This window comes from Mucilaginibacter gynuensis (assembly GCF_039541195.1).
Taxonomy (GTDB): domain Bacteria; phylum Bacteroidota; class Bacteroidia; order Sphingobacteriales; family Sphingobacteriaceae; genus Mucilaginibacter; species Mucilaginibacter gynuensis.
Map to the genome: position 1 here is coordinate 165846 of NZ_BAABFT010000009.1, position 22015 is coordinate 187860.

The 22015-nt window shown below is 44.3% G+C and carries 23 protein-coding genes; 16 read left to right on the top strand and 7 right to left on the bottom strand.

Annotated features, from left to right (window positions below; genetic code table 11):
- Nucleotides 1–72: 72 nt before the first annotated feature.
- Nucleotides 73–546 (bottom strand): transcription elongation factor GreA, encoded by a 474-nt coding sequence (gene greA / locus ABD894_RS17700; protein WP_345212397.1) that lies wholly within the window; start codon nucleotides 544–546, stop codon nucleotides 73–75.
- Between the two features lie 254 nt (nucleotides 547–800).
- Entirely contained in the window at nucleotides 801–1727 is a 927-nt protein-coding gene (locus tag ABD894_RS17705; RefSeq protein WP_345212398.1) for a 2-hydroxyacid dehydrogenase, read from the bottom strand.
- A gap of 171 nt (nucleotides 1728–1898) precedes the next feature.
- Between ABD894_RS17705 and ABD894_RS17710 the strand changes: the two genes are divergently transcribed.
- Entirely contained in the window at nucleotides 1899–2459 is a 561-nt protein-coding gene (locus tag ABD894_RS17710; protein ID WP_345212399.1) for a hypothetical protein, read from the top strand.
- A gap of 1 nt (nucleotide 2460) precedes the next feature.
- Here ABD894_RS17710 and rsmA read toward each other — a convergent pair whose 3' ends face one another.
- Nucleotides 2461–3243, bottom strand: a complete 783-nt coding sequence (rsmA, locus tag ABD894_RS17715; RefSeq protein WP_345212400.1) for a 16S rRNA (adenine(1518)-N(6)/adenine(1519)-N(6))-dimethyltransferase RsmA — start codon at nucleotides 3241–3243, stop codon at nucleotides 2461–2463.
- A gap of 183 nt (nucleotides 3244–3426) precedes the next feature.
- Here rsmA and pdxA point away from each other — a divergent pair, with 183 nt between their 5' ends.
- The 10 genes from pdxA to ABD894_RS17765 all read left to right on the top strand — a co-directional run bounded on the left by pdxA (nucleotide 3427) and on the right by ABD894_RS17765 (nucleotide 12595).
- Entirely contained in the window at nucleotides 3427–4482 is a 1056-nt protein-coding gene (pdxA, locus tag ABD894_RS17720) for a 4-hydroxythreonine-4-phosphate dehydrogenase PdxA (RefSeq protein ID WP_345212401.1), read from the top strand.
- A 281-nt stretch (nucleotides 4483–4763) separates the two neighbouring features.
- The gene (locus tag ABD894_RS17725) at nucleotides 4764–5285 is read left to right on the top strand and encodes a YceD family protein (RefSeq protein WP_345212402.1); all 522 of its coding nucleotides are present in this window, start codon (nucleotides 4764–4766) and stop codon (nucleotides 5283–5285) included.
- Nucleotides 5286–5302: 17 nt separating this feature from the next.
- Nucleotides 5303–5494 carry a 50S ribosomal protein L32 gene (rpmF, locus tag ABD894_RS17730; protein WP_345212403.1) on the top strand — a complete coding sequence of 64 codons (192 nt, stop codon included), beginning with the start codon at nucleotides 5303–5305 and terminating at the stop codon, nucleotides 5492–5494.
- A gap of 15 nt (nucleotides 5495–5509) precedes the next feature.
- Nucleotides 5510–6448 (top strand): phosphate acyltransferase PlsX, encoded by a 939-nt coding sequence (gene plsX, locus ABD894_RS17735; RefSeq protein ID WP_345212404.1) that lies wholly within the window; start codon nucleotides 5510–5512, stop codon nucleotides 6446–6448.
- Nucleotides 6449–6460: 12 nt separating this feature from the next.
- On the top strand, nucleotides 6461–7450 hold the full coding sequence (locus ABD894_RS17740) for a beta-ketoacyl-ACP synthase III (RefSeq protein WP_345212405.1): 990 nt from the start codon (nucleotides 6461–6463) through the stop codon (nucleotides 7448–7450).
- Nucleotides 7451–7529: 79 nt separating this feature from the next.
- Entirely contained in the window at nucleotides 7530–8000 is a 471-nt protein-coding gene (gene accB / locus ABD894_RS17745; RefSeq protein WP_345212406.1) for an acetyl-CoA carboxylase biotin carboxyl carrier protein, read from the top strand.
- Nucleotides 8001–8152: 152 nt separating this feature from the next.
- Complete coding sequence (accC, locus tag ABD894_RS17750) at nucleotides 8153–9496, top strand: acetyl-CoA carboxylase biotin carboxylase subunit (protein ID WP_345212407.1); 1344 nt, start codon at nucleotides 8153–8155, stop codon at nucleotides 9494–9496.
- Nucleotides 9497–9567: 71 nt separating this feature from the next.
- Nucleotides 9568–10434, top strand: a complete 867-nt coding sequence (tatC, locus tag ABD894_RS17755) for a twin-arginine translocase subunit TatC (RefSeq protein WP_345212408.1) — start codon at nucleotides 9568–9570, stop codon at nucleotides 10432–10434.
- Nucleotides 10435–10485: 51 nt separating this feature from the next.
- Complete coding sequence (rpiB, locus tag ABD894_RS17760) at nucleotides 10486–10920, top strand: ribose 5-phosphate isomerase B (RefSeq protein ID WP_345212409.1); 435 nt, start codon at nucleotides 10486–10488, stop codon at nucleotides 10918–10920.
- A 70-nt stretch (nucleotides 10921–10990) separates the two neighbouring features.
- On the top strand, nucleotides 10991–12595 hold the full coding sequence (locus ABD894_RS17765; protein WP_345212410.1) for a M28 family peptidase: 1605 nt from the start codon (nucleotides 10991–10993) through the stop codon (nucleotides 12593–12595).
- A gap of 36 nt (nucleotides 12596–12631) precedes the next feature.
- Here ABD894_RS17765 and ABD894_RS17770 read toward each other — a convergent pair whose 3' ends face one another.
- Both ABD894_RS17770 and ABD894_RS17775 read right to left on the bottom strand, forming a co-directional pair.
- The gene (locus ABD894_RS17770) at nucleotides 12632–13336 is read right to left on the bottom strand and encodes a hypothetical protein (protein WP_345212411.1); all 705 of its coding nucleotides are present in this window, start codon (nucleotides 13334–13336) and stop codon (nucleotides 12632–12634) included.
- Between the two features lie 78 nt (nucleotides 13337–13414).
- Nucleotides 13415–13999, bottom strand: coding sequence for a Crp/Fnr family transcriptional regulator (locus ABD894_RS17775; protein WP_345212412.1), 585 nt, complete (start codon nucleotides 13997–13999; stop codon nucleotides 13415–13417).
- 140 nt (nucleotides 14000–14139) lie between these two features.
- Between ABD894_RS17775 and ABD894_RS17780 the strand changes: the two genes are divergently transcribed.
- Nucleotides 14140–15525 carry a LutB/LldF family L-lactate oxidation iron-sulfur protein gene (locus tag ABD894_RS17780; protein ID WP_345212413.1) on the top strand — a complete coding sequence of 462 codons (1386 nt, stop codon included), beginning with the start codon at nucleotides 14140–14142 and terminating at the stop codon, nucleotides 15523–15525.
- Nucleotides 15526–15532: 7 nt separating this feature from the next.
- Entirely contained in the window at nucleotides 15533–16084 is a 552-nt protein-coding gene (locus ABD894_RS17785; protein WP_345212414.1) for a dihydrofolate reductase family protein, read from the top strand.
- A 222-nt stretch (nucleotides 16085–16306) separates the two neighbouring features.
- On the opposite strand, the gene ABD894_RS17790 is transcribed toward ABD894_RS17785, so the two are convergent.
- The gene (locus ABD894_RS17790; RefSeq protein WP_345212415.1) at nucleotides 16307–17161 is read right to left on the bottom strand and encodes a DUF4198 domain-containing protein; all 855 of its coding nucleotides are present in this window, start codon (nucleotides 17159–17161) and stop codon (nucleotides 16307–16309) included.
- Between the two features lie 61 nt (nucleotides 17162–17222).
- On the opposite strand from ABD894_RS17790, the gene ABD894_RS17795 reads away from it, so the two are divergent.
- Genes ABD894_RS17795 through ABD894_RS17805 form a run of 3 tightly spaced genes read left to right on the top strand, consistent with a single transcriptional unit; the run spans nucleotide 17223 to nucleotide 20029 of the window.
- On the top strand, nucleotides 17223–19199 hold the full coding sequence (locus ABD894_RS17795; RefSeq protein ID WP_345212416.1) for an alpha-ketoacid dehydrogenase subunit alpha/beta: 1977 nt from the start codon (nucleotides 17223–17225) through the stop codon (nucleotides 19197–19199).
- Nucleotides 19200–19211: 12 nt separating this feature from the next.
- A complete protein-coding gene (locus tag ABD894_RS17800) occupies nucleotides 19212–19466 on the top strand; it encodes a hypothetical protein (protein ID WP_345212417.1) in 255 nt (84 codons plus the stop codon).
- Nucleotides 19466–20029 carry an ATPase gene (locus ABD894_RS17805; protein ID WP_345212418.1) on the top strand — a complete coding sequence of 188 codons (564 nt, stop codon included), beginning with the start codon at nucleotides 19466–19468 and terminating at the stop codon, nucleotides 20027–20029. The genes ABD894_RS17800 and ABD894_RS17805 overlap by 1 nt, the downstream gene beginning before the upstream one ends.
- A gap of 85 nt (nucleotides 20030–20114) precedes the next feature.
- On the opposite strand, the gene ABD894_RS17810 is transcribed toward ABD894_RS17805, so the two are convergent.
- Nucleotides 20115–22007, bottom strand: coding sequence for a DNA topoisomerase IV subunit B (locus tag ABD894_RS17810; RefSeq protein WP_345212419.1), 1893 nt, complete (start codon nucleotides 22005–22007; stop codon nucleotides 20115–20117).
- Between the last annotated feature and the right edge of the window lie 8 nt (nucleotides 22008–22015).

Genomic DNA, 22015 nt, shown 5'->3' on the forward strand with positions numbered 1-22015 from the left:
TTGGTATTAGTATAACATTCACTCATTCACTAAATCAATCCTTCACTTAATAAATTCCTTCACTCAATAAATTTACCTGCTTATTTCAAGTATTTCAAATTCTATTTTGCCGGCGGGTACGCTAATTTCGGTTTTGTCACCTACTTTTTTACCTAACAAGCCTTTGGCAATAGGTGATGATACCGATATTTTTCCGGCTTTAAGGTCGGCTTCGGTTTCTGATACCAGTTGGTAGCTCATGGTAGCGCCGTTTTTGATGTTCTTTATTTTAACAACAGATAGGGCCAGTACTTTTGATGTATCCAGTTTTGATTCGTCAAGCAGGCGGGCATTTGATAATACCTCTTCAAGCTTGGCTATTTTAGATTCGTGGTGCCCCTGCGCTTCCTTAGCGGCATCGTATTCAGCATTTTCAGATAGATCACCTTTATCGCGGGCTTCGGCAATCGCTTTCGCGATATTGGCACGCCCGGTTGTTTTTAAATATTGTACTTCTTCTTTTAGTTTGTCTAAACCGTCTTTGGTGTAGTATGCTACATCTGCCATAACGCACAGTTAATTTAAAAATTCAATTATTATTTTGATTCGCTTTGTCAAAAAAAAACCGCCCTCCCTTTTTTAAGAAGGACGCATTGACTTAGTTTAAAAAACAAACAAGACTATACGGGCCGTATGCCTGTATAGTCTTGCTTTGGTATAAAACGAAGATAAGAGATTTAAATTTTATAATCCAAATTTTTTTGAACGTTAAATTTTAAAGAAGCGTTAATAACCGTTTCTTCCTTATCGCTTAAGCGCTGTTATTTAGGGGGTTCCAGTTTTTGGGCAAGCACCTCGCTTATTTTGCGGTACGAGTCAAAGGTCCATCCCGCCACATGCGGACTAAGGATCACTTTATCTGATTTTCGCAGGTCTTCAAACCATTCTTGTTCGCCTAACGACGGGAACTTTTCTACCTCCAGTACATCCAAACCGGCACCTATAATTTTGCCGCTGTTTATGGCGTTCAGCACCGCGCGTACCCTCGCTGTTTTACCACGTGATGTGTTGATAAAGAAGATCGGTTTTTTAAAATGGAACAGGTATTCATCATCAACCAGGTACTGGGTTTCAGAGGTAAGCGGCACGTGCAGGCTCAATATATCGCTGTGCTTTACAATCTCTTCCATACTCACCTCGCGGGCGTAACGGTCTGAGAAACCGGTTTTATATTTATCGTAAGCTATAACATCAACCCCAAAGCCCGAGAGCTTTTGGGCGAAACTTTGCCCCATGTGGCCGTAGCCGATAATACCCACGGTTTTACCTTTCAGTTCGTAACCGCGGTTCTTTTCGCGCTGCCATAAACCGGCACGCACTTCGGCATCGCCCGGGTTAAGTTTGTTCATTAAAGAGAGCAGCAAACCCATCGCGTGTTCGCCCACCGCGTCTGAATTTCCTTCGGGAGCGTTAAGTATAGTGATGCCTTTTTGCTCGGCGTACTCACCGTCTATATTATCTATACCGGCACCGGCGCGGGTAATAAAACGCAGGTTGGTAGCGGCATCCATCACGGTTTTATCTACCTCAAATTTCGAGCGGATAGCCAGTCCCTGGTAATTGGCAATTACAGGCAGGGTATCGGCCAGTGTAAAATCGGGATGATAATCACATATATAACCTTTGGCCTCGGCGCCTTGCATATAGGCAGGGTGCAGGTCGTCAACAATTAATATTCTATTTTCCAAAATGTACAAGTATTATTAAAGCAAATGTATGAATCTGACGGCTTTGCAACCACTAAATTGAATACATATTGGTAGCAGATTTGTAATAATGCGGGCACTACTACACTCTAACATAAAACTGGCACGCGAATAGCATTATAAATGCAGGGTTTTTCCTTTATAAACATCAAAATGAAACCGATAAAACAAATAGGTACCGATATAAAAGTATACGCCGATAAATTATCCCGCGAGGGTTTCAGGCAAATTTTTGATCGTATAGATCAGCTCAATGTTAAAAAGGGCGTGGATACGCTGGGGCTGGATAAATTTATTAACCAATGCGCTTACCTGGCAGCAGGTTCGGGTGTAATATCGGGCAGCGGAGGTATAGTTACCATGCTGGTAGGTTTACCGGTTGATGTGGTTAACCTCATTACCCAGCAATTTAGGGTAACCATGGCCATTATGTACTATAACAAGGGCAGTTATAAGGTAAGTTTTGAGGAGTTTATGTCGCTGGTGGCAGCATCACTTAAGGTAGAAGCAGGTGTAGCCGTTACAAAAAATATAATGGAGGCCGTTGCCGAAAAACTGGTGATGAAACTTGGCGCACGCGCGGCCCAGCGCCTGATACCCATAGTAGGGGCGGTGATAGGCGGCACGGCCAATTACATCTTCATAAAAAGAATGTCGGAATCGGTTAAGGAGCTGCATACCATAACGAGGCCAATAGCCATACCGGTAAAATAAACTATTTACGACCGGCCTCTATTTTATTGGTCAGGTCTACAAAATCTTTAACGGTAAGGCGTTCAGCACGAAGATCGAGCAACGGTTCGTCGGTCATTTTTTCTTTATTAATGAGCGATGATACGGCGTTGCGCAAGGTTTTACGGCGTTGGTTAAACCCGGCCTTTACTACCTGCCAAAATAATTTCTCGTCGCAATCAAGCTTTTGGGTTTCGTTGCGGCTTAAACGAATCACGGCCGATAATACCTTCGGCGGTGGATTGAACACGCCTGCTTTTACGGTAAACAAATATTCTACCTTATAATAGGCCTGCAAAAAAACACTTAGTATGCCATACTCTTTACTGCCTGCCTTGGCGTTGCAGCGTTCGGCTACTTCCTTTTGAAACATACCTACCACTTCCAGTACCTGGTCGCGGTTATCCAGTATCTTAAAAAGTATTTGTGAGGATATATTATAAGGGAAGTTGCCTATTACCGCCATTGGGCCATTAAAGGTGGTTGCAAAATCAAGCTCCAAAAAATCGGCATTCAGCAAACGGCTGCCCAGTTGCGGATATTTCTTCTGCAAAAACAGGTACGATTCGGTATCGATATCTATCAGTGAAGTTTCGTATTCGGTTTTTTGCAGCAGGAAATCGGACAGTACGCCCATACCGGGGCCTACCTCCAGTACCTGTTGGTAACCTTTTTCGGGCCGCAGGCTCTCTACAATTTTTGCGGCTATATTTTTGTCAGTAAGAAAATGCTGACCCAGATGCTTTTTTGCCCTTACTAACGACATGCTATACAATTATTAAGCAAATTAAGGCATATTTGTGTTTTAATCAGGAACTTTAAACCTAAAAATCTTTTATTTGCAATTTGCTAAAGCTAAAAAGACAAAATAATAAGTATAAAATAAGGCATTAAAGTGCATAATACCGGCGTAATATTATTGCAGACCGGCGTAAACCACATATATAAAATGAGCGGAAAAATAAGAGTAGGTATCAGTATAGGCGACGTAAACGGCATAGGATTAGAGATAATCATAAAAACGCTGTCTGAAAGCAAGGTTTATGAATATTGTACACCTGTTGTTTACGGGCATACCAAGGTAGCCTCATTTTACCGCCGCATAGGCAATGCTACGGAGTTTAATTTCAATGTAATTACCCATCCATCGCAAATGCAGCATGGCAAACCCAACATGATCAATTGCTGGGAAGAGGATGTAAAGCTGGAGCCCGGTGTAATAAACGCTACCGGCGGCAAATACGCGCTGCTGTCACTGGCACGCGCTACCGACGACCTGCTGGCCGGCGAACTCGACGCTTTAGTAACCGCGCCTATCAATAAATATAACATTCAAACAGAAACGTTCAATTTCGCCGGCCATACCGAATATTTGCAGCAAAGGGATAACGCTGCCGAGTCGCTGATGTTTTTGGTGAGCGATACCCTGCGGGTAGGGGTGGTAACGGGCCATATCCCGGTTACCAAAATAGCGCAAAGCATTACGGTTGAAAAAATACTGGCCAAGCTTAAGCTGATGGATGCCAGTCTGCGTAACGATTTCTGGATCCGTAAACCTAAGATCGCCGTGCTGGGCCTTAACCCGCACGCGGGCGATAATGGCCTGATAGGCAGCGAAGAAAAAGAAATAATAATACCGGCCCTTGAAGAAGCCCGTGCTAACGGCATTATGGCGTTTGGCCCGTATGCCGCCGATGGTTTTTTTGCCAACGGCAGCTATATGCAGTTTGATGCCGTGCTGGCCATGTACCACGACCAGGGTTTGATCCCTTTCAAGCAGATCGCTTTTGAATCGGGCGTAAACTTTACCGCCGGGTTGAATTTTGTACGCACCTCGCCCGATCATGGTACCGCTTATGACATTGCCGGGAAGAATATAGCATCAGAAGTATCATTCCGCGAGGCATTGTTTTCGGCGCTGCACATCGTAAAACACCGCCGCGAAAATATTGAACTGAACGAAGATCCGCTGGCCTTTACCAAGCTAAGCCGCGACAGGGATTAAGTCCCCCGGCTTATAAATGCGGATTTTTTAAAGGTTATTTCATACACAGCGTTTAATAATAAGCATACCTTTGCAGTAATTACTGTAAGTAATTGGTGGTTAAGTATTGATAGCGGTACGAACACCTATTTGCGGCGAAAGCCGAATAAAAGGCAGGTGTTGCTAACCGGACGATCTTTATCATCAACACGGTCAGTTGGTTAGCGGGTGTTTTTCATAAATAAAAAAACACTTTACAGTTATAGTATTTTTCCATACATTTGCGGGCTAATTGTTGCTCATTGAAATCGCTTAGAAAATATTCGATTCCGTTTACAGGTTTGGCTTTAGGAAAGCACCGGTTTGAGTTTGATATCACAGACTCATTCTTTGATGAATTTGAATATTCATTGGTGAAAAAAGGCAACCTCAAGTGTGTGGTAGAACTGGAGAAGCAGGAAACTATGCTGATACTGGATTTCCATATTACGGGTACAGTTAATATGAATTGTGACAGATGCTTATCTGAATACCTGCAACCTGTAGATATTGAAGAACAGCAGATAGCAAAATTCACTGAAGAAGAAATTGACGGGGACGACGACATCATTACCCTCGGTAAAAATGATCACGAGATCAGTATAGCCGCGCTGGTGTATGAATATATTAATGTATCGGTGCCATTTATAGCAGCGTGCAGTAATGAAGGTAACGGCCGCGATTGTGATAAAGTAATGCTGGAAAGCCTTGAAAAGCTATCAGCTAATGATGAACAGGATGAGACGACGGACCCGCGTTGGGACGCGCTCAAGAAGATTAAATAAATTTATACCAGGAAGTTATGCCACATCCAAAAAGAAAAATTTCGAAATCAAGAAGAGATAAACGCAGAACGCATGATAAAGCAGTAGCGCCAACTCTAACTACTTGTGCCACTACAGGTGCAGTTCACCTGCCACACAGAGCTTATACTGTTGATGGTAATTTATACTATAACGGTAAATTACTTATAGACAACACAGCAGTAGCATAAGTTTAATTTTCTGAAATGAAGATTGGCTTAGATATTATGGGCGGTGATTACGCTCCCAAAGCTACGGTTTTAGGGGCTATCGAAGCTTATAAAACATTATCCGCTGACCAAAAGTTAGTACTTATTGGTGACAGGGAGATTGCTACATCCATTTTGCAGGAAAATAATGCGAACCCTGACAACTTCGAGTTTGTACACACAACCGAAGTGATAGGCATGGGCGAGCACCCTACCAAGGCCATTGTTCAAAAGCCCGACTCAAGTATTAGCGTTGGGTTTAAGCTGCTTAAGGAAGGCTATATTCAGGCTTTCTCATCGGCAGGTAACACAGGTGCCATGCTGGTAGGCGGTATGTTCAGCGTTAAAACCATTCCGGGTGTTATACGCCCGGCCATGACTACCATTGTACCCAAACTGAAAGGCGGTTTGGGTATTTTGTTGGATGTAGGTGCCAATGCTGATTGCAAACCCGATAACCTGCTGCAATTTGGCGTGCTTGGCAGTTTGCTTGCCGAATCGGTATATGGTATCAGCAATCCTCGGGTAGCGTTAATGAATATTGGCGAAGAAGAGGAAAAGGGTAACCTGCTTACCCAGGCATCATACCATGTAATGAAGGATACCAACATGTTTAACTTTGTAGGTAATATTGAAGGCCGCGATTTATTTAGCGGCGAGTTTGATATTGCCGTTTGCGATGGTTTTACAGGTAACGTTATCCTTAAACTTGCCGAATCCTTTTACGTGATCACGCTTAAAAAAGGATTTAAAGACGAATTTTTTGACAGGTTCAATTACGAGCAATACGGCGGCAGCCCTATACTCGGTTTAAACCAGCCTGTTGTTGTGGGGCATGGCATATCAAGTCCTGAGGCCATAAAAAATATGGTTCTGTTATCAAAAAATATGGTTGAGAGCAACCTTATTGATAAAATTAAGCAAGCATTTCAGTAAAATATTGAAAAGATGAGTAAAATTCATGCTGCTATTACCGCTGTTGGAGGTTACGCGCCCGATTATATTTTGACCAACCAGGAACTCGAAACCATGGTTGATACAAATGACGAGTGGATAACTTCGCGCACCGGTATTAAAGAGCGGAGAATACTAAAAGGCGAAGGTTTAGCCACATCAGACCTCGCCGTGCCCGCAGTTCAGGATCTTCTGAAAAAGCGTGGTATAGGCCCCGAAGAAATAGAACTTATTATATTTTGTACTACTACCCCCGATTTGCAATTTCCGGCAACGGCAAATATTTTCGCGCATAAAATTGGCGCGGTAAACGCCTGGGGCTGGGACATGCAGGCTGCATGTTCGGGTTTCCTTTTCGGCTTAACTACCGCGGCGCAATTTATTGAGAGCGGTAAACACACTAAAGTACTGGTAGTAGGTGCCGATAAAATGTCGGCCATGATTGATTATACTGACCGTGCCACTTGTATCATTTTTGGCGATGGCTGCGGTGCAGCTTTAATTGAGCCCGATTATGAAGGTAACGGCGTAATTGATTCTATATTAAAAAGCGATGGCTCGGGTATACCGTTCCTGCACCAAAAGGCAGGTGGTTCACTACGCCCGGCAAGCCACGAAACCATTGATGCCCGCGAACATTTCGCTTACCAGAACGGCCCGGCTGTATTTAAGTTTGCTGTAACCAGCATGGCTGATGTAGCTGCCGAAATTATGGAGCGTAATGAGCTTGGCGCCGATGATATTGCATGGCTTGTACCACACCAGGCCAACAAACGTATTATTGATGCCACTGCCAGCCGTACCGGCGTAAGCCCCGAGAAGGTAGTGATAAATATTGAGCGTTACGGCAACACAACAAACGCAACCATCCCGCTATGCTTATGGGAGTGGGAAAATAAATTTAAAAAAGGCGACAACATTATTTTAGCTGCTTTTGGCGGCGGGTTTACCTGGGGTTCTGTTTATTTAAAATGGGCTTACTAAAATAATTTTCGCAACTTTTTTCATTTAATTTGTTATAACTTAGATAATCACTTTATCCCCCAACCAATTAATACCAGATATGGATATTAAACAAATTCAGGATCTTATTCGCTTTGTTTCAAAAGCCGGTGTAAACGAAGTGTCAATTGAGCAAGTCGACTTTAAGATCACGATAAAGACGAACCAGGCGCCAACTATTGTTAACGCTACCATACCGGCACAACCTGTTGCAGCACCTGCACCGGTTGCCGTTGCTAACATTGCCGAGCCTGTGGCCGCCGCTGTTACCGCGGTTGCCGAAAATGCTAACTACATTACTGTAAAATCGCCAATGATCGGTACTTTCTACCGTTCGGCCGGACCCGAAAAACCTATGTTTGTTAACGTAGGCGACGAGATAAAACCGGGCACTGTGGTTTGCATTATTGAAGCCATGAAACTTTTCAACGAGATTGAGTCGGAAGTATCGGGCCGTATCGTTAAGATACTGGTTGATAATTCTTCTCCGGTTGAGTACGATCAGCCTTTGTTTTTGGTTGAGCCAATATAATATATACCGATGTGCAGATGTACAATTGAAAGATAATTGATGTGCAAATGTGCAGATACGCGAATACCTTATTCAACCATCTGCACATTTGCACTTTTTAGCTTTGTTACATTTGCATATCGGCACATTTACACATCTGCATATTATAAATTATGTTCAAGAAAATATTAATAGCTAACCGTGGTGAAATTGCCCTGCGAATTATTCGCACCTGTAAGGAAATGGGCATCAAAACAGTAGCTGTATATTCAACTGCCGACCGCGAAAGCCTTCACGTGCGCTTTGCCGATGAAGCGGTTTGTATCGGTCCGCCGGCAAGTAAAGATTCTTACTTAAATATCCCTAATATCATTTCGGCTGCCGAGGTTACCAACGCTGATGCTATCCATCCGGGTTATGGTTTCCTGTCTGAAAACGCCAAGTTTTCGGCTATTTGCGCAGAGTATGGTATTAAATTTATAGGTGCCACTGCCGATCAGATCAACGCTATGGGCGATAAGGCATCGGCAAAGGAAACCATGAAGAAGGCCGGCGTGCCAACCATTCCGGGTTCGGAAGGTTTGCTTAGCTCGGTAAAAGAAGGTATCGCCATTTCACGTAAAATTGGTTATCCTGTAATACTTAAAGCTACTGCCGGTGGTGGTGGCCGTGGTATGCGCGTGGTATGGAAAGATGAAGAGTTTGAAAACGCATGGGATTCTGCCCGTGCCGAATCAGGCGCAGCCTTCGGTAACGATGGTATGTACCTGGAGAAGTATGTAGAAGATCCGCGTCACATCGAAATACAGATAGTGGGCGACCAATACGGTAAAGTATCGCACCTTTCAGAACGCGATTGCTCTATCCAGCGCCGTCACCAAAAACTGGTAGAAGAAGCGCCATCGCCATTCATGACCGAAAAATTGCGTAAAAAAATGGGTGATGCCGCTGTAAAAGGCGCTAAAGCCGTTAAGTACGAAGGTGCAGGTACCATTGAATTTTTGGTTGATAAGAACCGCAACTTCTACTTTATGGAGATGAACACCCGTATACAGGTAGAGCACCCGGTTACCGAAGAGGTAATTAACTTCGACTTGATCAAAGAACAGATCAAGGTTGCTGCCGGTATCCCTATCTCGGGTAAAAACTACGAGCCAACAATGCATGCCATTGAGTGCCGTATCAATGCCGAAGATCCTTTCAACAACTTCAGGCCGTCACCGGGCCGCATTACCAATTTCCACTCTCCGGGTGGCCATGGTGTGCGTGTAGATACACATGTGTACTCGGGTTACAGCATTCCGCCTAACTACGATTCAATGATAGCGAAGGTTATTTGCGTGGCGCAAACCCGCGAAGAAGCCCTGAGCACCATGGAGCGCGCGTTGAGCGAATTTGTTATCGAGGGGATAAAAACAACTATTCCTTTCCACCTGAAATTGCTTAAAGACCCTAACTTCCGTGCGGGTAACTTTACTACCAAGTTCATGGAAACCTTTGAATATTCTGCAGATTAAAAAACTGATTTGATACAATAGAACGTAAATGCCCTTGCTACCCTAAAGCAAGGGTATTTTAAAATACATACATGAGCGACGATAACAAACTTATTAAGGCCATCAAAGATAAAGGCAAAACCATGGAAGCCGAAATGTCTTTCTTTGATCATTTGGAAGCCTTAAGATGGCATTTAATAAGAGCCTCCATCGCTATCGTTTTCTTTACCATCCTGGCGTTTTGCTTTTACGATTTTGTGTTTGATAAAGTAATTATGGGCCCAATGGATCCGCAGTTCTTTACCTATCGCATGCTTTGTAAACTGGGTGATTACCTGCACAGGCCGGGCTTTTGTATAGATAAAATACCGGGTAAAATTATCAATACCGAAATGGCCGGGCAGTTCACGCTGCAGATCAATTCGGCGCTCATCATCGGTATTACGCTTGGTTTCCCTTATTTACTATGGGAAATATGGCGCTTTGTTAAACCTGCGCTCCACGAAAAAGAACGTAAATCGGCCAGTGGCTTTGTATTTTACGCATCGATGCTGTTTGTATTAGGTATCCTGTTTGGTTACTATGTGGTTACGCCAGAGTCTATCTCGTTTTTGGCGGGTTACCAGGTAAGTAAAATAATTGAAAATACGTTCACGATAGATTCATACCTGTCATCGGTAGCTACGCTTACGCTGGCTACGGGGATAGTTTTTGAGTTACCAATTATTGTTTACGTACTATCGAGCCTTGGTGTTTTAACCGCCAAGTTTATGAAGAGCGGCCGCCGTTACGCGGTGGTGGCGATACTGGTAGTAGCAGCGGTAATTACCCCTACACCCGATATTTTAACCATGACGGTGGTTGCCATACCGCTGTTCCTGCTTTACGAAGTGGGTATTGTGGTAGCCGGTGTGGTGGAGAAAAGAAAGCTGAAGAAAGAAGAGCTGGCCGCACTGTAATATCAAAATAGTTACTTATAACTTTACACAATTATTAATACATTTAAAGCCATGAAACAAGGTTTAAAAATTGCTATTGGTGCAGATCATGCCGGGTTCGCGTTAAAGGAACAGGTAAAAGAATTGCTGGGCGATGCAGAGGTAAAAGACTTTGGTACTTACTCTACGGAATCAGCCGACTATCCTGATTTTTCACACCTTGTAGCATCAGCAGTTGAAAAAGGCGAAGCCGATTACGGTATCCTTTTATGCGGTACCGCTAACGGTGTTGCCATTACTGCCAACAAACACCAGGGCATCCGCGCTGCACTTTGCTGGAAACCCGAAGTAACCGTACCTGCACGCAGTCATAACGATGCCAACGTACTTTGCATACCGGCGCGTTTTGTAACCCTTGAAGAAACCAAAGAAATACTCGATATATTTTTCACTACAGAATTTGAAGGTGGCAGGCATGCTACCCGTGTAGGTAAAATATCTTGCTAATAATAAAGCATAAAGACCTATCCCGGGAGTAATTCCGGGATTTTTTAGTTGATAATAATTGTACATGAACATGAAGAAGGTAACATTATGGGTTGCGGCAGCGGTGGTAATCACCTCGGCTGCGTATGCCCAAAAAAATCCTGTCGCGGTGAAGTATGCAAAATACATTAGCGTAGAGGATGCGAAAAAACACTTAACCATACTGGCATCTGACGAGTTTGAAGGCCGCGAAACAGGCAAACCGGGTGCCGATAAAGCAGCGAAATATATAGCCGCCGAATTTAAAAAACTGGGCTTACAGGCCCCGGTAAAAGGATCGTACTTTTTAGATGTGCCTTTAACCGAAAACTCTTTCAACATCAGCGCGTTTACCGCCAACGGTACTTCATTTGCAAGCGGTAAAGATTTTTATTCTTTCGGTCCGGCTGTTGCAAAAACAGTTACCGCTAACGATATCGTTTTTATAGGTTATGGTATTGGCGATGAAAAATACGACGACCTGAAAGGTATTGACATTGCAGGCAAAGTAGTAGTTTACATTTTTGAAGGTGAACCCATGAAAGGCGGCTTATCGGTAATTACCGGTAAAGCCGAAAAATCAGAATGGGCTACCAGCCGCAGCAAACGCGTGCAATACATCCAAAGCAAAAAACCTGCGCTTATATTGGGTGCAAGTCCGGCGGTGGCTAACAATATTAAACGTTATGGCACAAGTATTTTGGCACCACGCTTAACCCTTAAAAAGGAAACTGTTGCGGCAACCGCTCCTGAATTGCCTGTGGTAATTAACATCACTACCGATGTATTTAACCAACTACTGAAAAGCACAGGTAAAACTTATGAGCAACTGAAAGCCGAAATAGATTCAACAGGTACGCCAAAATCGCAGGTGGTTAAGGCAGAGGTATCGGTATCTTACGGTACGGTAAATAAAGATGTAAAGGCTGTTGACGTATTAGGTTTCCTTCCGGGATCAGATCCTAAACTGAAAAAAGAAGTGCTGGTAATATCGGCCCACTATGATCATATTGGTTTAGAGCCCGAAGGCAAAGCAGGCGACCGCGTTAATAATGGTGCCGATGATGACGGATCAGGTACTACAGGTGTATTGGAAATTGCCCGCGCTTTCACCCAGGCTAAAAAAGCAGGTAAAGGCCCTAAAAGGAGTATCCTGTTTTTAGGTAACGTAGGCGAAGAGAAAGGTTTATTAGGTTCTGAATATTATTCGGAACACCCGGTATTCCCGTTGGCTAATACCATTACCGATTTGAACATCGATATGATCGGTCGTGTTGACCCGGCCCATAAGGATAACCCCAACTATTGCTACCTGATAGGTTCTGATAAATTGAGCACTACGCTTCATAAGATCAGCGAGAAAGCTAACTCAACTTATACCAACTTAACAATTGATTATAAGTATAATGACCCTAACGATCCGGAGAAGATCTACTACCGTTCTGATCATTATAACTTTGCCAAGCACAACATCCCGATCATTTTTTACTTTAACGGTGTGCACGAAGATTATCACCAACCCGGCGACGAGGTAAGCAAGATCGACTTCCCGATGCTGGTTAAACGCGCGCAACTGGTATTTTATACCGGCTGGGAACTGGCCAACCGTGCCGAGCGCCCCGTGGTGGATGTAAAGAACGATATGCCTGCTGAATAATATTAGGCATTATTGAATATTATCAAGAGGGATGGGTTAATAACTCATCCCTCTTGTTTTTTGCCAGGATTTGGCTTTAATAAGTTGTTTGATAGAAACTAAATGCGCGAACAGTACTGTTGGTACTACAAAACAAGGCAGCCAATAATAAGGGAATTGCAGGATAGCGATGTTAGGCTGATCGAAACCAAACTGCTGCACCGACGATGGAGCCGATAATAAGGCGATGACCACAATGTTGAGCAGCAAAGCAATGCAGATAAAGTTCCAGGCCAATAAAATAGTTTTGTTGAGGAACGGTTTATAATAGCCGAACAGCAAAATAAACGGTGCCGTTAACCCTGATATGATATCAAAATTATGACCCTCAAAAGTCATGATACGAGGGATGTAGTTATGTTGATAAAGTAAAAACAGCACAATTTCTACCGCTATGCGTATGGTATGCAAGCCGGTAAGCCAGCGGGCGTTGCTGTTATCTATAAATGCTTTGCCTGCTTTGGTTATAAATAATAATATTATCAGGAGTACAGGTGGCGCCACCAGGAAAACGAACCTTGGTGGTAAACTGGTTATGTTGTGATAAAAACCGGAGTTCACTACAAAGGCTTGTATAACTAACCAGGTGATCACAATCGCCGCTACGATGGCGGGCTTAGGAGTTGCTTTAAGTAATATAACTAAGGTAAGTAAAGCGGTAACTATAAATAAGGCGTTTACATAAATTGGTAAAGTTTCCATTTGCGTTGTTATTAATGTAATGCAAATGAATGGTTATGCGGCGGTAATAATCTTGCCATTTGGCAATAAATGAGTGTGTTAGCTTTTTTTGCCAATTTCCTTACGGATGCGGCTGAGCGAAGTGTCGGTAATACCAAGATAGGATGCAATGGTTTTTAGCGGCGCGTTCCTGATAATTTCCGGATTGGTTTTTAATAAGTTCGCATACCGCTCTTCAGCAGTTTCGGTAATCATAGATAGTGTGCGGGTTTTAAGGGCGGTAAACCCCTTCACCAAAACAGATCGCCCAAACTCCCGGAACTCCGGCATGGCATGAAACAGCGTATTCAGTTCTTCATAAGTGATAAACCAGCCTTTGCTATCCACTAAAGCCTGAATGTTCTCTTTAGACGTAACCCTGTTAAAATACGATGATACTTCAAATACCATTTGATTTGGTGAGTAAAATCCTGTGGTAACTTCATTGCCCTCTACATCGTGGGCAAAAGCTCGTAGAAAACCACTGGCTAAAAAAAGATAATGGCTGCAAATATGGCCGCTTTCTAAAAAGTACTCGTTTTTGGCAATAGCTTTCTCTTTAAAATGGGTGGCAATCTTTTGCGCCCCTGTTAACGATACCAGTTGACTATTGTGTAAAAACTGAACTAATTGAGCGTTATCCATCAAATAAAAATAGTTAAAAAACGGTTGGCTTTCTTTGGAGCTGTAAAGAAACCATTTTTAGGTATTCATGTTCACAGCCATTGGGGTTTTAAAACTTTAAGCAGGTACAGTTTTTTGTAAAAAATATTAACTTAGCCTTTATGGGAAACACTGCCGACGATTTTTTGATTGCTGCTGAGGATAAGGCATTTGACATGAACCACCGCGCCATTATCAATAATAGTATTGATAAGTATGACAACGCGGTAAAGGTGGGGCTATCAAAAATAGCCAACCTTGAAAATGCCAAACGCAAAGCGCACGTCATTAAATGGAAGGTGATGGAAAACCTGGATAAGCTGTTGCCCGAGTTTGAATCTAATTTTCAGCGCCGCGGCGGCAAGGTGATTTGGGCTAATGATGCTGAAGAAGCCAACAAGGAGATCCTGAATATATTACAGCGGGTAGGGGCCAAAACGGTAGTAAAATCAAAATCGATGGCTACCGAAGAAATTCACCTGAACGAGTTTTTGCAGAATAACCAGGTAGAGGCCATAGAAACCGACTTGGGCGAGTATATATTACAACTGCTGGGGCAGGCGCCTTACCATATTGTAACCCCGGCCATGCATCTCTCCAAAGAGGATATCGCTAAGCTGTTCAACGAAAAATTTGGTACGCCGATAGATGCTACGCCCGAGCAGATCACCCAAAAAGCACGCGAACTATTACGCGAAAAATATTTGCAGGCCGAAGTAGGCATTACAGGCGCTAACTTCCTGATAGCCGATTCGGGCAGTATTGCCATCAGCGAAAATGAGGGTAACGCAAGGTTGAGCACCTCCTTCCCGAAGGTACACATCGCGGTGGTAGGTATTGAAAAACTGATCCCATCCATTACCGACCTCGACCTGTTTTGGCCTATGCTGGCCACACATGGCACCGGGCAAAACTTAACGGTATACAACACCATATTAAGCGGTCCGCGGCAGGCCAATGAAACTGATGGCCCCGATGAAATGTATGTGGTATTGTTAGATAACGGGCGCACTAACCTGCTGGCTCAAAAAGATCAGCGGCAGGGATTGTATTGCATCCGTTGCGGGGCATGTTTAAGCGCTTGTCCGGTTTATCAAAACATAGGGGGCCACAGCTATCAAGCTACTTACAGCGGCCCAATAGGCTCTATCATTACCCCGCATACTGATGGTATGGATAAGTTTAAGCACCTGAGCTACGCATCGAGCTTGTGTGGTAAATGCAGCGAGGTGTGCCCGGTTAAAATTGATATCCATAAAATGCTATTGCTTAACCGCCGCGACGCGGTAAACAGCGGATTGGTAACCAAAAAAGAGCAATGGGGCTGGGCCTTATGGAAAAAGGGCATGCTAAGCCGTAAACTCACCGATTTTTTTAGCGGGAAAACTAAAAACTATTTCATCAAAATGTTCTTTAATAAAACCTGGGGCCACCTGCGCAATCTGCCAAACGTAGCGGATAAATCATTTAGCAAGCAGTGGCAGCAAAAGGATAAATCAGAACTATAACAATAACATGCGGAAGATAATATTGAACCTGGCCATGAGCCTTGATGGTTACATTGAAGGCCCTAACGGCGAGTACGACTGGTGCTTTGCCGACCAGGATTACGGTATGGAAGAGTTCACCAACAATACCGACGCGATATTCATAGGCCGCAAAAGTTATGAACTGATAGCCGCCGAACCCGAAATGTTCGGCCCTAAAAAGCTGTATGTGTTTTCGGATACACTGCAACAGCCCGGAGGTAATGTAGAAGTGATCAGAAGTACCGATTTTGTAGATGCCATTGAGCGTATCCGCCACGAGGAGGGACTGAATATATGGCTTTTCGGCGGCGCGAGTTTGGTATCAAAATTCATTGAACACGATCTGATCAACGAGATGATGTTGTCGGTTCACCCGGTAATTTTAGGCGCAGGCAAACCCCTGTTTCAAGATATTAAAGAACGTACCGAGCTTACGCTGATCAAACACATCCCTTATGATACCGGTTTAGTGCAGTTGTACTACACCACCAAACCCAAGTTTGATTTGAGCATGCTGGATATTGATCCTAACTTTTAGGAAGGATACCATAAAAATGTCATGTTCCTTGCGCTCGTTTGTAACGAGCGCTTAACATGGGATAGCGATTGCATCGCACCGAGGCGTCACAGACGCCAAGCCACTTTAAGCACTCGTTGCAAACGAGCGCAAGAGTATATGAGTGCAAGGGTATATAAACCAAAAAACGGGGCCATCAAATGACGGCCCCGTTTTAGTTTGAAAAATTATTAATGTTAAAGTTTAGTGTTTATCGCCAAAGCCAAACTCTTTGTAGGTGTTCGGCAATTCGTTAGCGCTACTGAAAGCGAAGGTGTATGATGTCCACCAGGTATCGAAATCAGCATTTTTATCGGCAGATGCTTCGGTACGTACCGCTTTTAACATGTAAATACCTTCGCGGCTTAATTTAAAAAAGAATTGTCCGTTGGCATCGGTTACAAAACGTTCGGGGTAAAGGCTGCCCTTACTCGTCCTGATGTACAGGTCAACATGGCCCGATTGTAGTAACTTTCCCTTAAAATAAAGGAGCCCGGTAATGTCATCGCCGTAGTTTAATTTGTACGGGTTGTTCTTCAGCACAATCTCGTATTCATCGCCCAATACCTTATCAAACACATTGCCCGATTGCTTGTCAACCATCACGAGTGTTTTCAGAAAGCGGCTGTAGCGCTCGCGGATATATTCGTCTTTAATGCTTTTCGCTTTGGTGGCAGCCTCGGCCATATCCTCGGTTTCGAGATGTTTTACATAATCTTCGCTCTCGGTTTCGTGTATCACCGGCGCGTGGGTAAGGTGCAACAGGGCCAGGCCGCTGTTCAACATTTCGTGCTCGGGGATGGACAGGATGCTATCCTTTGTTGATGCCGGAACATCCGCCTTTTTTGAGCCTTCGTACAGTTCAAATTTGGGTGCCGATGGTTTCGGACTTACATAGTAATCATCTTTTTGAGGCAGTATGCCGCTGAATATCTTCACATTCAGCTTATCGCCCTTATGCAGAAAGAAGTTTTCGGCCAATAGATAATAGTCGTTGCCGGCCGTAAAGCTGACGAGGACAAAGAACAGTAATTTTAAAGGATAAAAAATGCGTTTCATGGGCCGTGGAGATTAATTATCCAAACATACAAAGTTTTAAAAACTTCAGTAGCTTAGCTATATGATTTTTGACCGCAAAAACCTGGATAATGACACTTTATTGGCATTTTACAAAAAGTTGTTATGGCCTCGCCTGGTTGAAGAGAAAATGCTGATACTGTTGCGGCAGGGGCGTATCGGCAAGTGGTTTTCGGGGATAGGGCAGGAGGCTATTGCCGTAGGCAGTACGCTGGCCATGCACCCCGACGAATATATTTTACCCATGCACCGTAACCTTGGTGTATTTACCACGCGCGATATCCCGCTTTCGCGCCTGATGGCGCAATGGCAGGGCAAGGCTTCGGGTTTTACCAAAGGGAGGGACAGATCTTTCCACTTTGGTACACAGCAATACAAGATCATCGGGATGATATCGCACCTGGGGCCGCAATTGGCTTTAGCCGATGGTATTGCGCTGGCAGATGTTTTGGCAGGACGCAATAACGCTACGCTTGTGTTTACAGGTGAAGGAGCCACCAGCGAAGGTGATTTCCATGAAGCGTTGAATGTGGCCGCGGTATGGGATCTGCCGGTTATCTTTTTGATAGAGAATAATGGCTATGGCCTCTCTACACCAACCAATGAGCAATACCGATGCACCCATTTGGTTGATAAAGCCATTGGTTACGGTATGGAAGGTCGGCGGATAGACGGCAACAACATCCTCGAAGTATACCATACCATCAGCGAACTGGCGGCCGATATAAGACAACGCCCGCGCCCGGTATTAATTGAGTGCGATACCTTCCGGATGCGAGGACACGAGGAAGCATCGGGCACTAAATATGTGCCGCAGCATTTCTTTGACGAATGGAAACAGAAAGACCCGCTGGATAATTATGAGCAATACCTCATTAGTGAGGGTGTTTTGAACCAGAATATGATAGCCGGGTTAAAAGGAAATTTCTGGTTATCTATAGAGCAGCAACTGGAACAGGCTTTTAACGAACCGGATATTATTCCATCGGTAGAGACGGAACTGGCCGATGTATATAAGCCACACGATGCCTCGCCAATACCTCATGGCAACACGTTTACCCAAAAGCGATACATTGATGCCATAAGCGATGGCTTGCGGGCTGCTATGCGCGAGCACGATAACCTGGTAATAATGGGGCAGGATATTGCCGAATATGGTGGCGCGTTTAAAATAACACAAGGTTTTGTTGAAGAATTTGGCAAAGCAAGGGTGCGTAATACCCCGATATGTGAGTCGGCCATTGTGGGCGCGGCCATGGGCTTGGCATTAAATGGCTACAAAGCGATAGTTGAAATGCAGTTTGCCGATTTTGTAAGCAGTGGCTTTAACCAGGTAGTAAATAATTTGGCTAAAACATGGTACCGCTGGCAGCAGGGGGTAGATGTGGTAATTCGCATGCCCGCAGGCGGCGGTACAGGAGCAGGGCCCTTCCATTCGCAAACCAATGAGGCATGGTTCACCAAAACACCCGGACTAAAAGTAGTTTATCCCGCCTTCCCGGCAGATGCCAAGGGTTTGCTGCTTGCCGCTGTGGAAGATCCTAATCCCGTAGTGTACTTCGAGCATAAATACCTGTACCGCAATATCAGCGCGGAAGTGCCCGACGGCTATTATACCATTGAGATAGGCAAGGCCGCTACAATACAAAGCGGCAACGAGGTAAGTATTATTACCTACGGATGGGCGGTGCACTGGGCTATGGAATACGCAGCTGCGCACCCGGATATATCTATAGAGATCATCGATCTGCGAAGCCTGCAACCCTGGGATAAGGAAGCGGTAGAAGCAAGCGTGAAGAAAACCGGGAGGGTTGTGATCTTACACGAAGATACCCTGACCAACGGTTTCGGCAGCGAAATAGCCGCGCACATTGCCGAACATTGTTTTGCCTGGCTGGATGCCCCCGTAATGCGTTGCGGTAGTCTGGATACGCCGATCCCCATGCATATTGGCTTGGAAAACCAGTTTATGGCAAAGAGCAGGTTAGGGGAGGTGATGGATAAATTGATGAAGTATTAGTATCTTAGTATTATGAAGACTCTGGAAGAGATTTACGCGGAAGACCCTACCCAACGCATTATTGATGAAGGCGCCGACTTTGGCGCTAAAGAAATGCTGCGTGCCGGGCTGCCTATTTACTACCGTGATGAGGCTTACCCGGAAACAATGAAAGGCAATTTTTTTGTAAAGGAGTATCCAAACGGTGCAAAGTTTTTAATACATAAAGAGCTAACAAGTGATTTTCGTTTGCTTGAAGAACAAGTTAAGCTACTAAACGAACAATAATGCCTCACCTTACGGTAATTGCCGGACCTAACGGTTCCGGTAAAACAACTTTATCGGCCTATCTTATTAATAAAGGACGCATTAAAACCACGGTGATTAATCCTGATGAAATTGCTAAGCAAGAATTAGGAAGTTATGAATATCAAACAAAAGCCGCAAAAATCGCTCTCGAACGGCGCGCAGATGCACTAAATGATCATACCGATTTCGCTTTTGAAACTACCTATTCCGGTAATACAGAAATTGCTGCTATACAAAAGGCTAAAGCAAGCGGATATTATATTACATTATACTTTGTGGCACTGCAATCGGTAATTGATAATATGACGAGGGTAGAGGAGCGCCGATTAAAATCGGGACATGACGTGATGAAGGAAGATATATTTCGGCGTTATGATAAATCGAAATCCAACTTGTTAAACAATATAAAGCTATTTGACAAGGTTTATTTATTTGACAACTCGGGTACACAGCGATCAAGAGTTGCCATATTTAATGAGGGCAAGTTAGTTTGGCTCAACTCAAAGCATGCTACTCATCCTTTTTATCATGAATTATTTTGATATAGCGGCAAATTCAATATTATAAAAAAACAGGGATACCTTTAAAAAGGTATCCCTGCTTTTTTATATATGATCGGCTAACCCTTTACACTGCCTCTGCCAAATCCACTTCCGGTTCGGTGGCTATTAGCGGGTTGATTGTTTCGTCGTCTTTTTCAACTCGGAGGTTTTGCACAATGTGCTGCTGGCGGGTTGGGGTATTTTTGCCCATGAAATATTCCAGCAGGCCTTTAATGTTGGCATCTTTTAATATCACCGGGTCAAGGCGGATATCTTTACCAATGAACAAACCAAACTCTTCGGGCGATATTTCACCCAAACCTTTAAAGCGGGTTATCTCGGGTTTGTTGCCCAGTTTGGCAATGGCATTGCGGCGCTCTTCATCGCTGTAGCAATAAATAGTTTCCTTTTTATTACGTACCCTAAACAGCGGTGTTTGCAATATAGATACGTGCCCGGCCTTCACCAGATCGGGGAAGAATTGCAGGAAGAAGGTCATCAGCAACAAACGGATGTGCATACCATCCACATCAGCATCCGTAGCCACTACTATATTGTTGTAGCGCAGCTGATCAATACCATCTTCAATATTCAAAGCGTGCTGTAACAGGTTGAACTCCTCATTCTCGTACACTACTTTTTTGGTCAGCCCGAAACAGTTGAGCGGTTTACCCTTTAGGCTGAATACCGCCTGAGTCATTACATCGCGCGATTTGGTGATCGATCCGCTGGCCGAGTCACCCTCGGTGATGAACAGGGTTGTTTCCTGCTTGCGTTCGTGGGTATCATCAAAGTGCAGTTTGCAATCGCGCAGCTTACGGTTATGCAGCGATGCTTTTTTTGCACGGTCGTTAGCGAGTTTTTTAATACCGGCGATATCCTTACGTTCCCGTTCAGATTGTAATATGCGCGCTTTTAAAGCATCGGCAGTTGCCTGGTTTTTATGCAGGTAGTTATCCAGTTCGCGCTTTACAAAATCATTGATAAAGCCACGTACTGAAGGCCCGTCAGGTGCAACACTTTGCGATCCCAGTTTGGTTTTTGTTTGCGATTCAAACACCGGTTCCTGCACTTTAATAGCTATCGCGGCTACTATTGATGCACGGATATCAGCCGCGTCATACTCTTTATCATAATGCTCGCGAACGGTTTTTACCACTGCTTCACGGAAGGCGGCCTGGTGTGTACCGCCCTGGGTAGTATGCTGTCCGTTCACAAAAGAGTAATACTCTTCGCCATATTGCTGGCCGTGGGTCATGGCTATTTCTATGTCTTCGCCTTTCAGGTGAATAATAGGATAACGAAGGTTAGCGGTATCTGAATTGCGGTTCAACAGATCGTAAAGGCCGCGTTCCGACAGGTATTTTTGTCCGTTAAAGTTGAGTGTAAGCCCGGCATTCAGGAACACATAGTTCCATATCATGTTCTCCACAAACTCCGGGATGAAACGATAGTGACGGAAAATGCTGTCGTCAGGTGTAAAGTTGATGGCCGTACCGTTGCGTTGGGTGGTTTCTTTTTCGGCTTCGTCACGTATTAGTTCGCCCTTTTGAAACTCGGCTATTTTGGTGCGCCCGTCACGGTACGATTGTACAGTAAATGCGGCCGACAAAGCGTTTACCGCCTTGGTACCCACACCATTTAAACCTACCGATTTTTGGAAGGCCTTGCTATCATATTTACCACCGGTATTGATCTTTGATACGCAATCGATCACCTTACCCAGCGGTATACCACGGCCATAATCACGAACAGTTACTTTCTGATCGCTCATATTCACCTCTATGGTGCGGCCGCTGCCCATCACAAACTCATCTATCGAGTTATCAATGATCTCTTTCAGCAATACATAAATACCATCATCATAGGCCGATCCATCGCCCAGCTTACCGATATACATACCGGGGCGCAGGCGGATGTGCTCTTTCCAATCGAGCGACCGTATACTATCTTCACTATAATTTGCTGCTTCTGCCATATAATAAG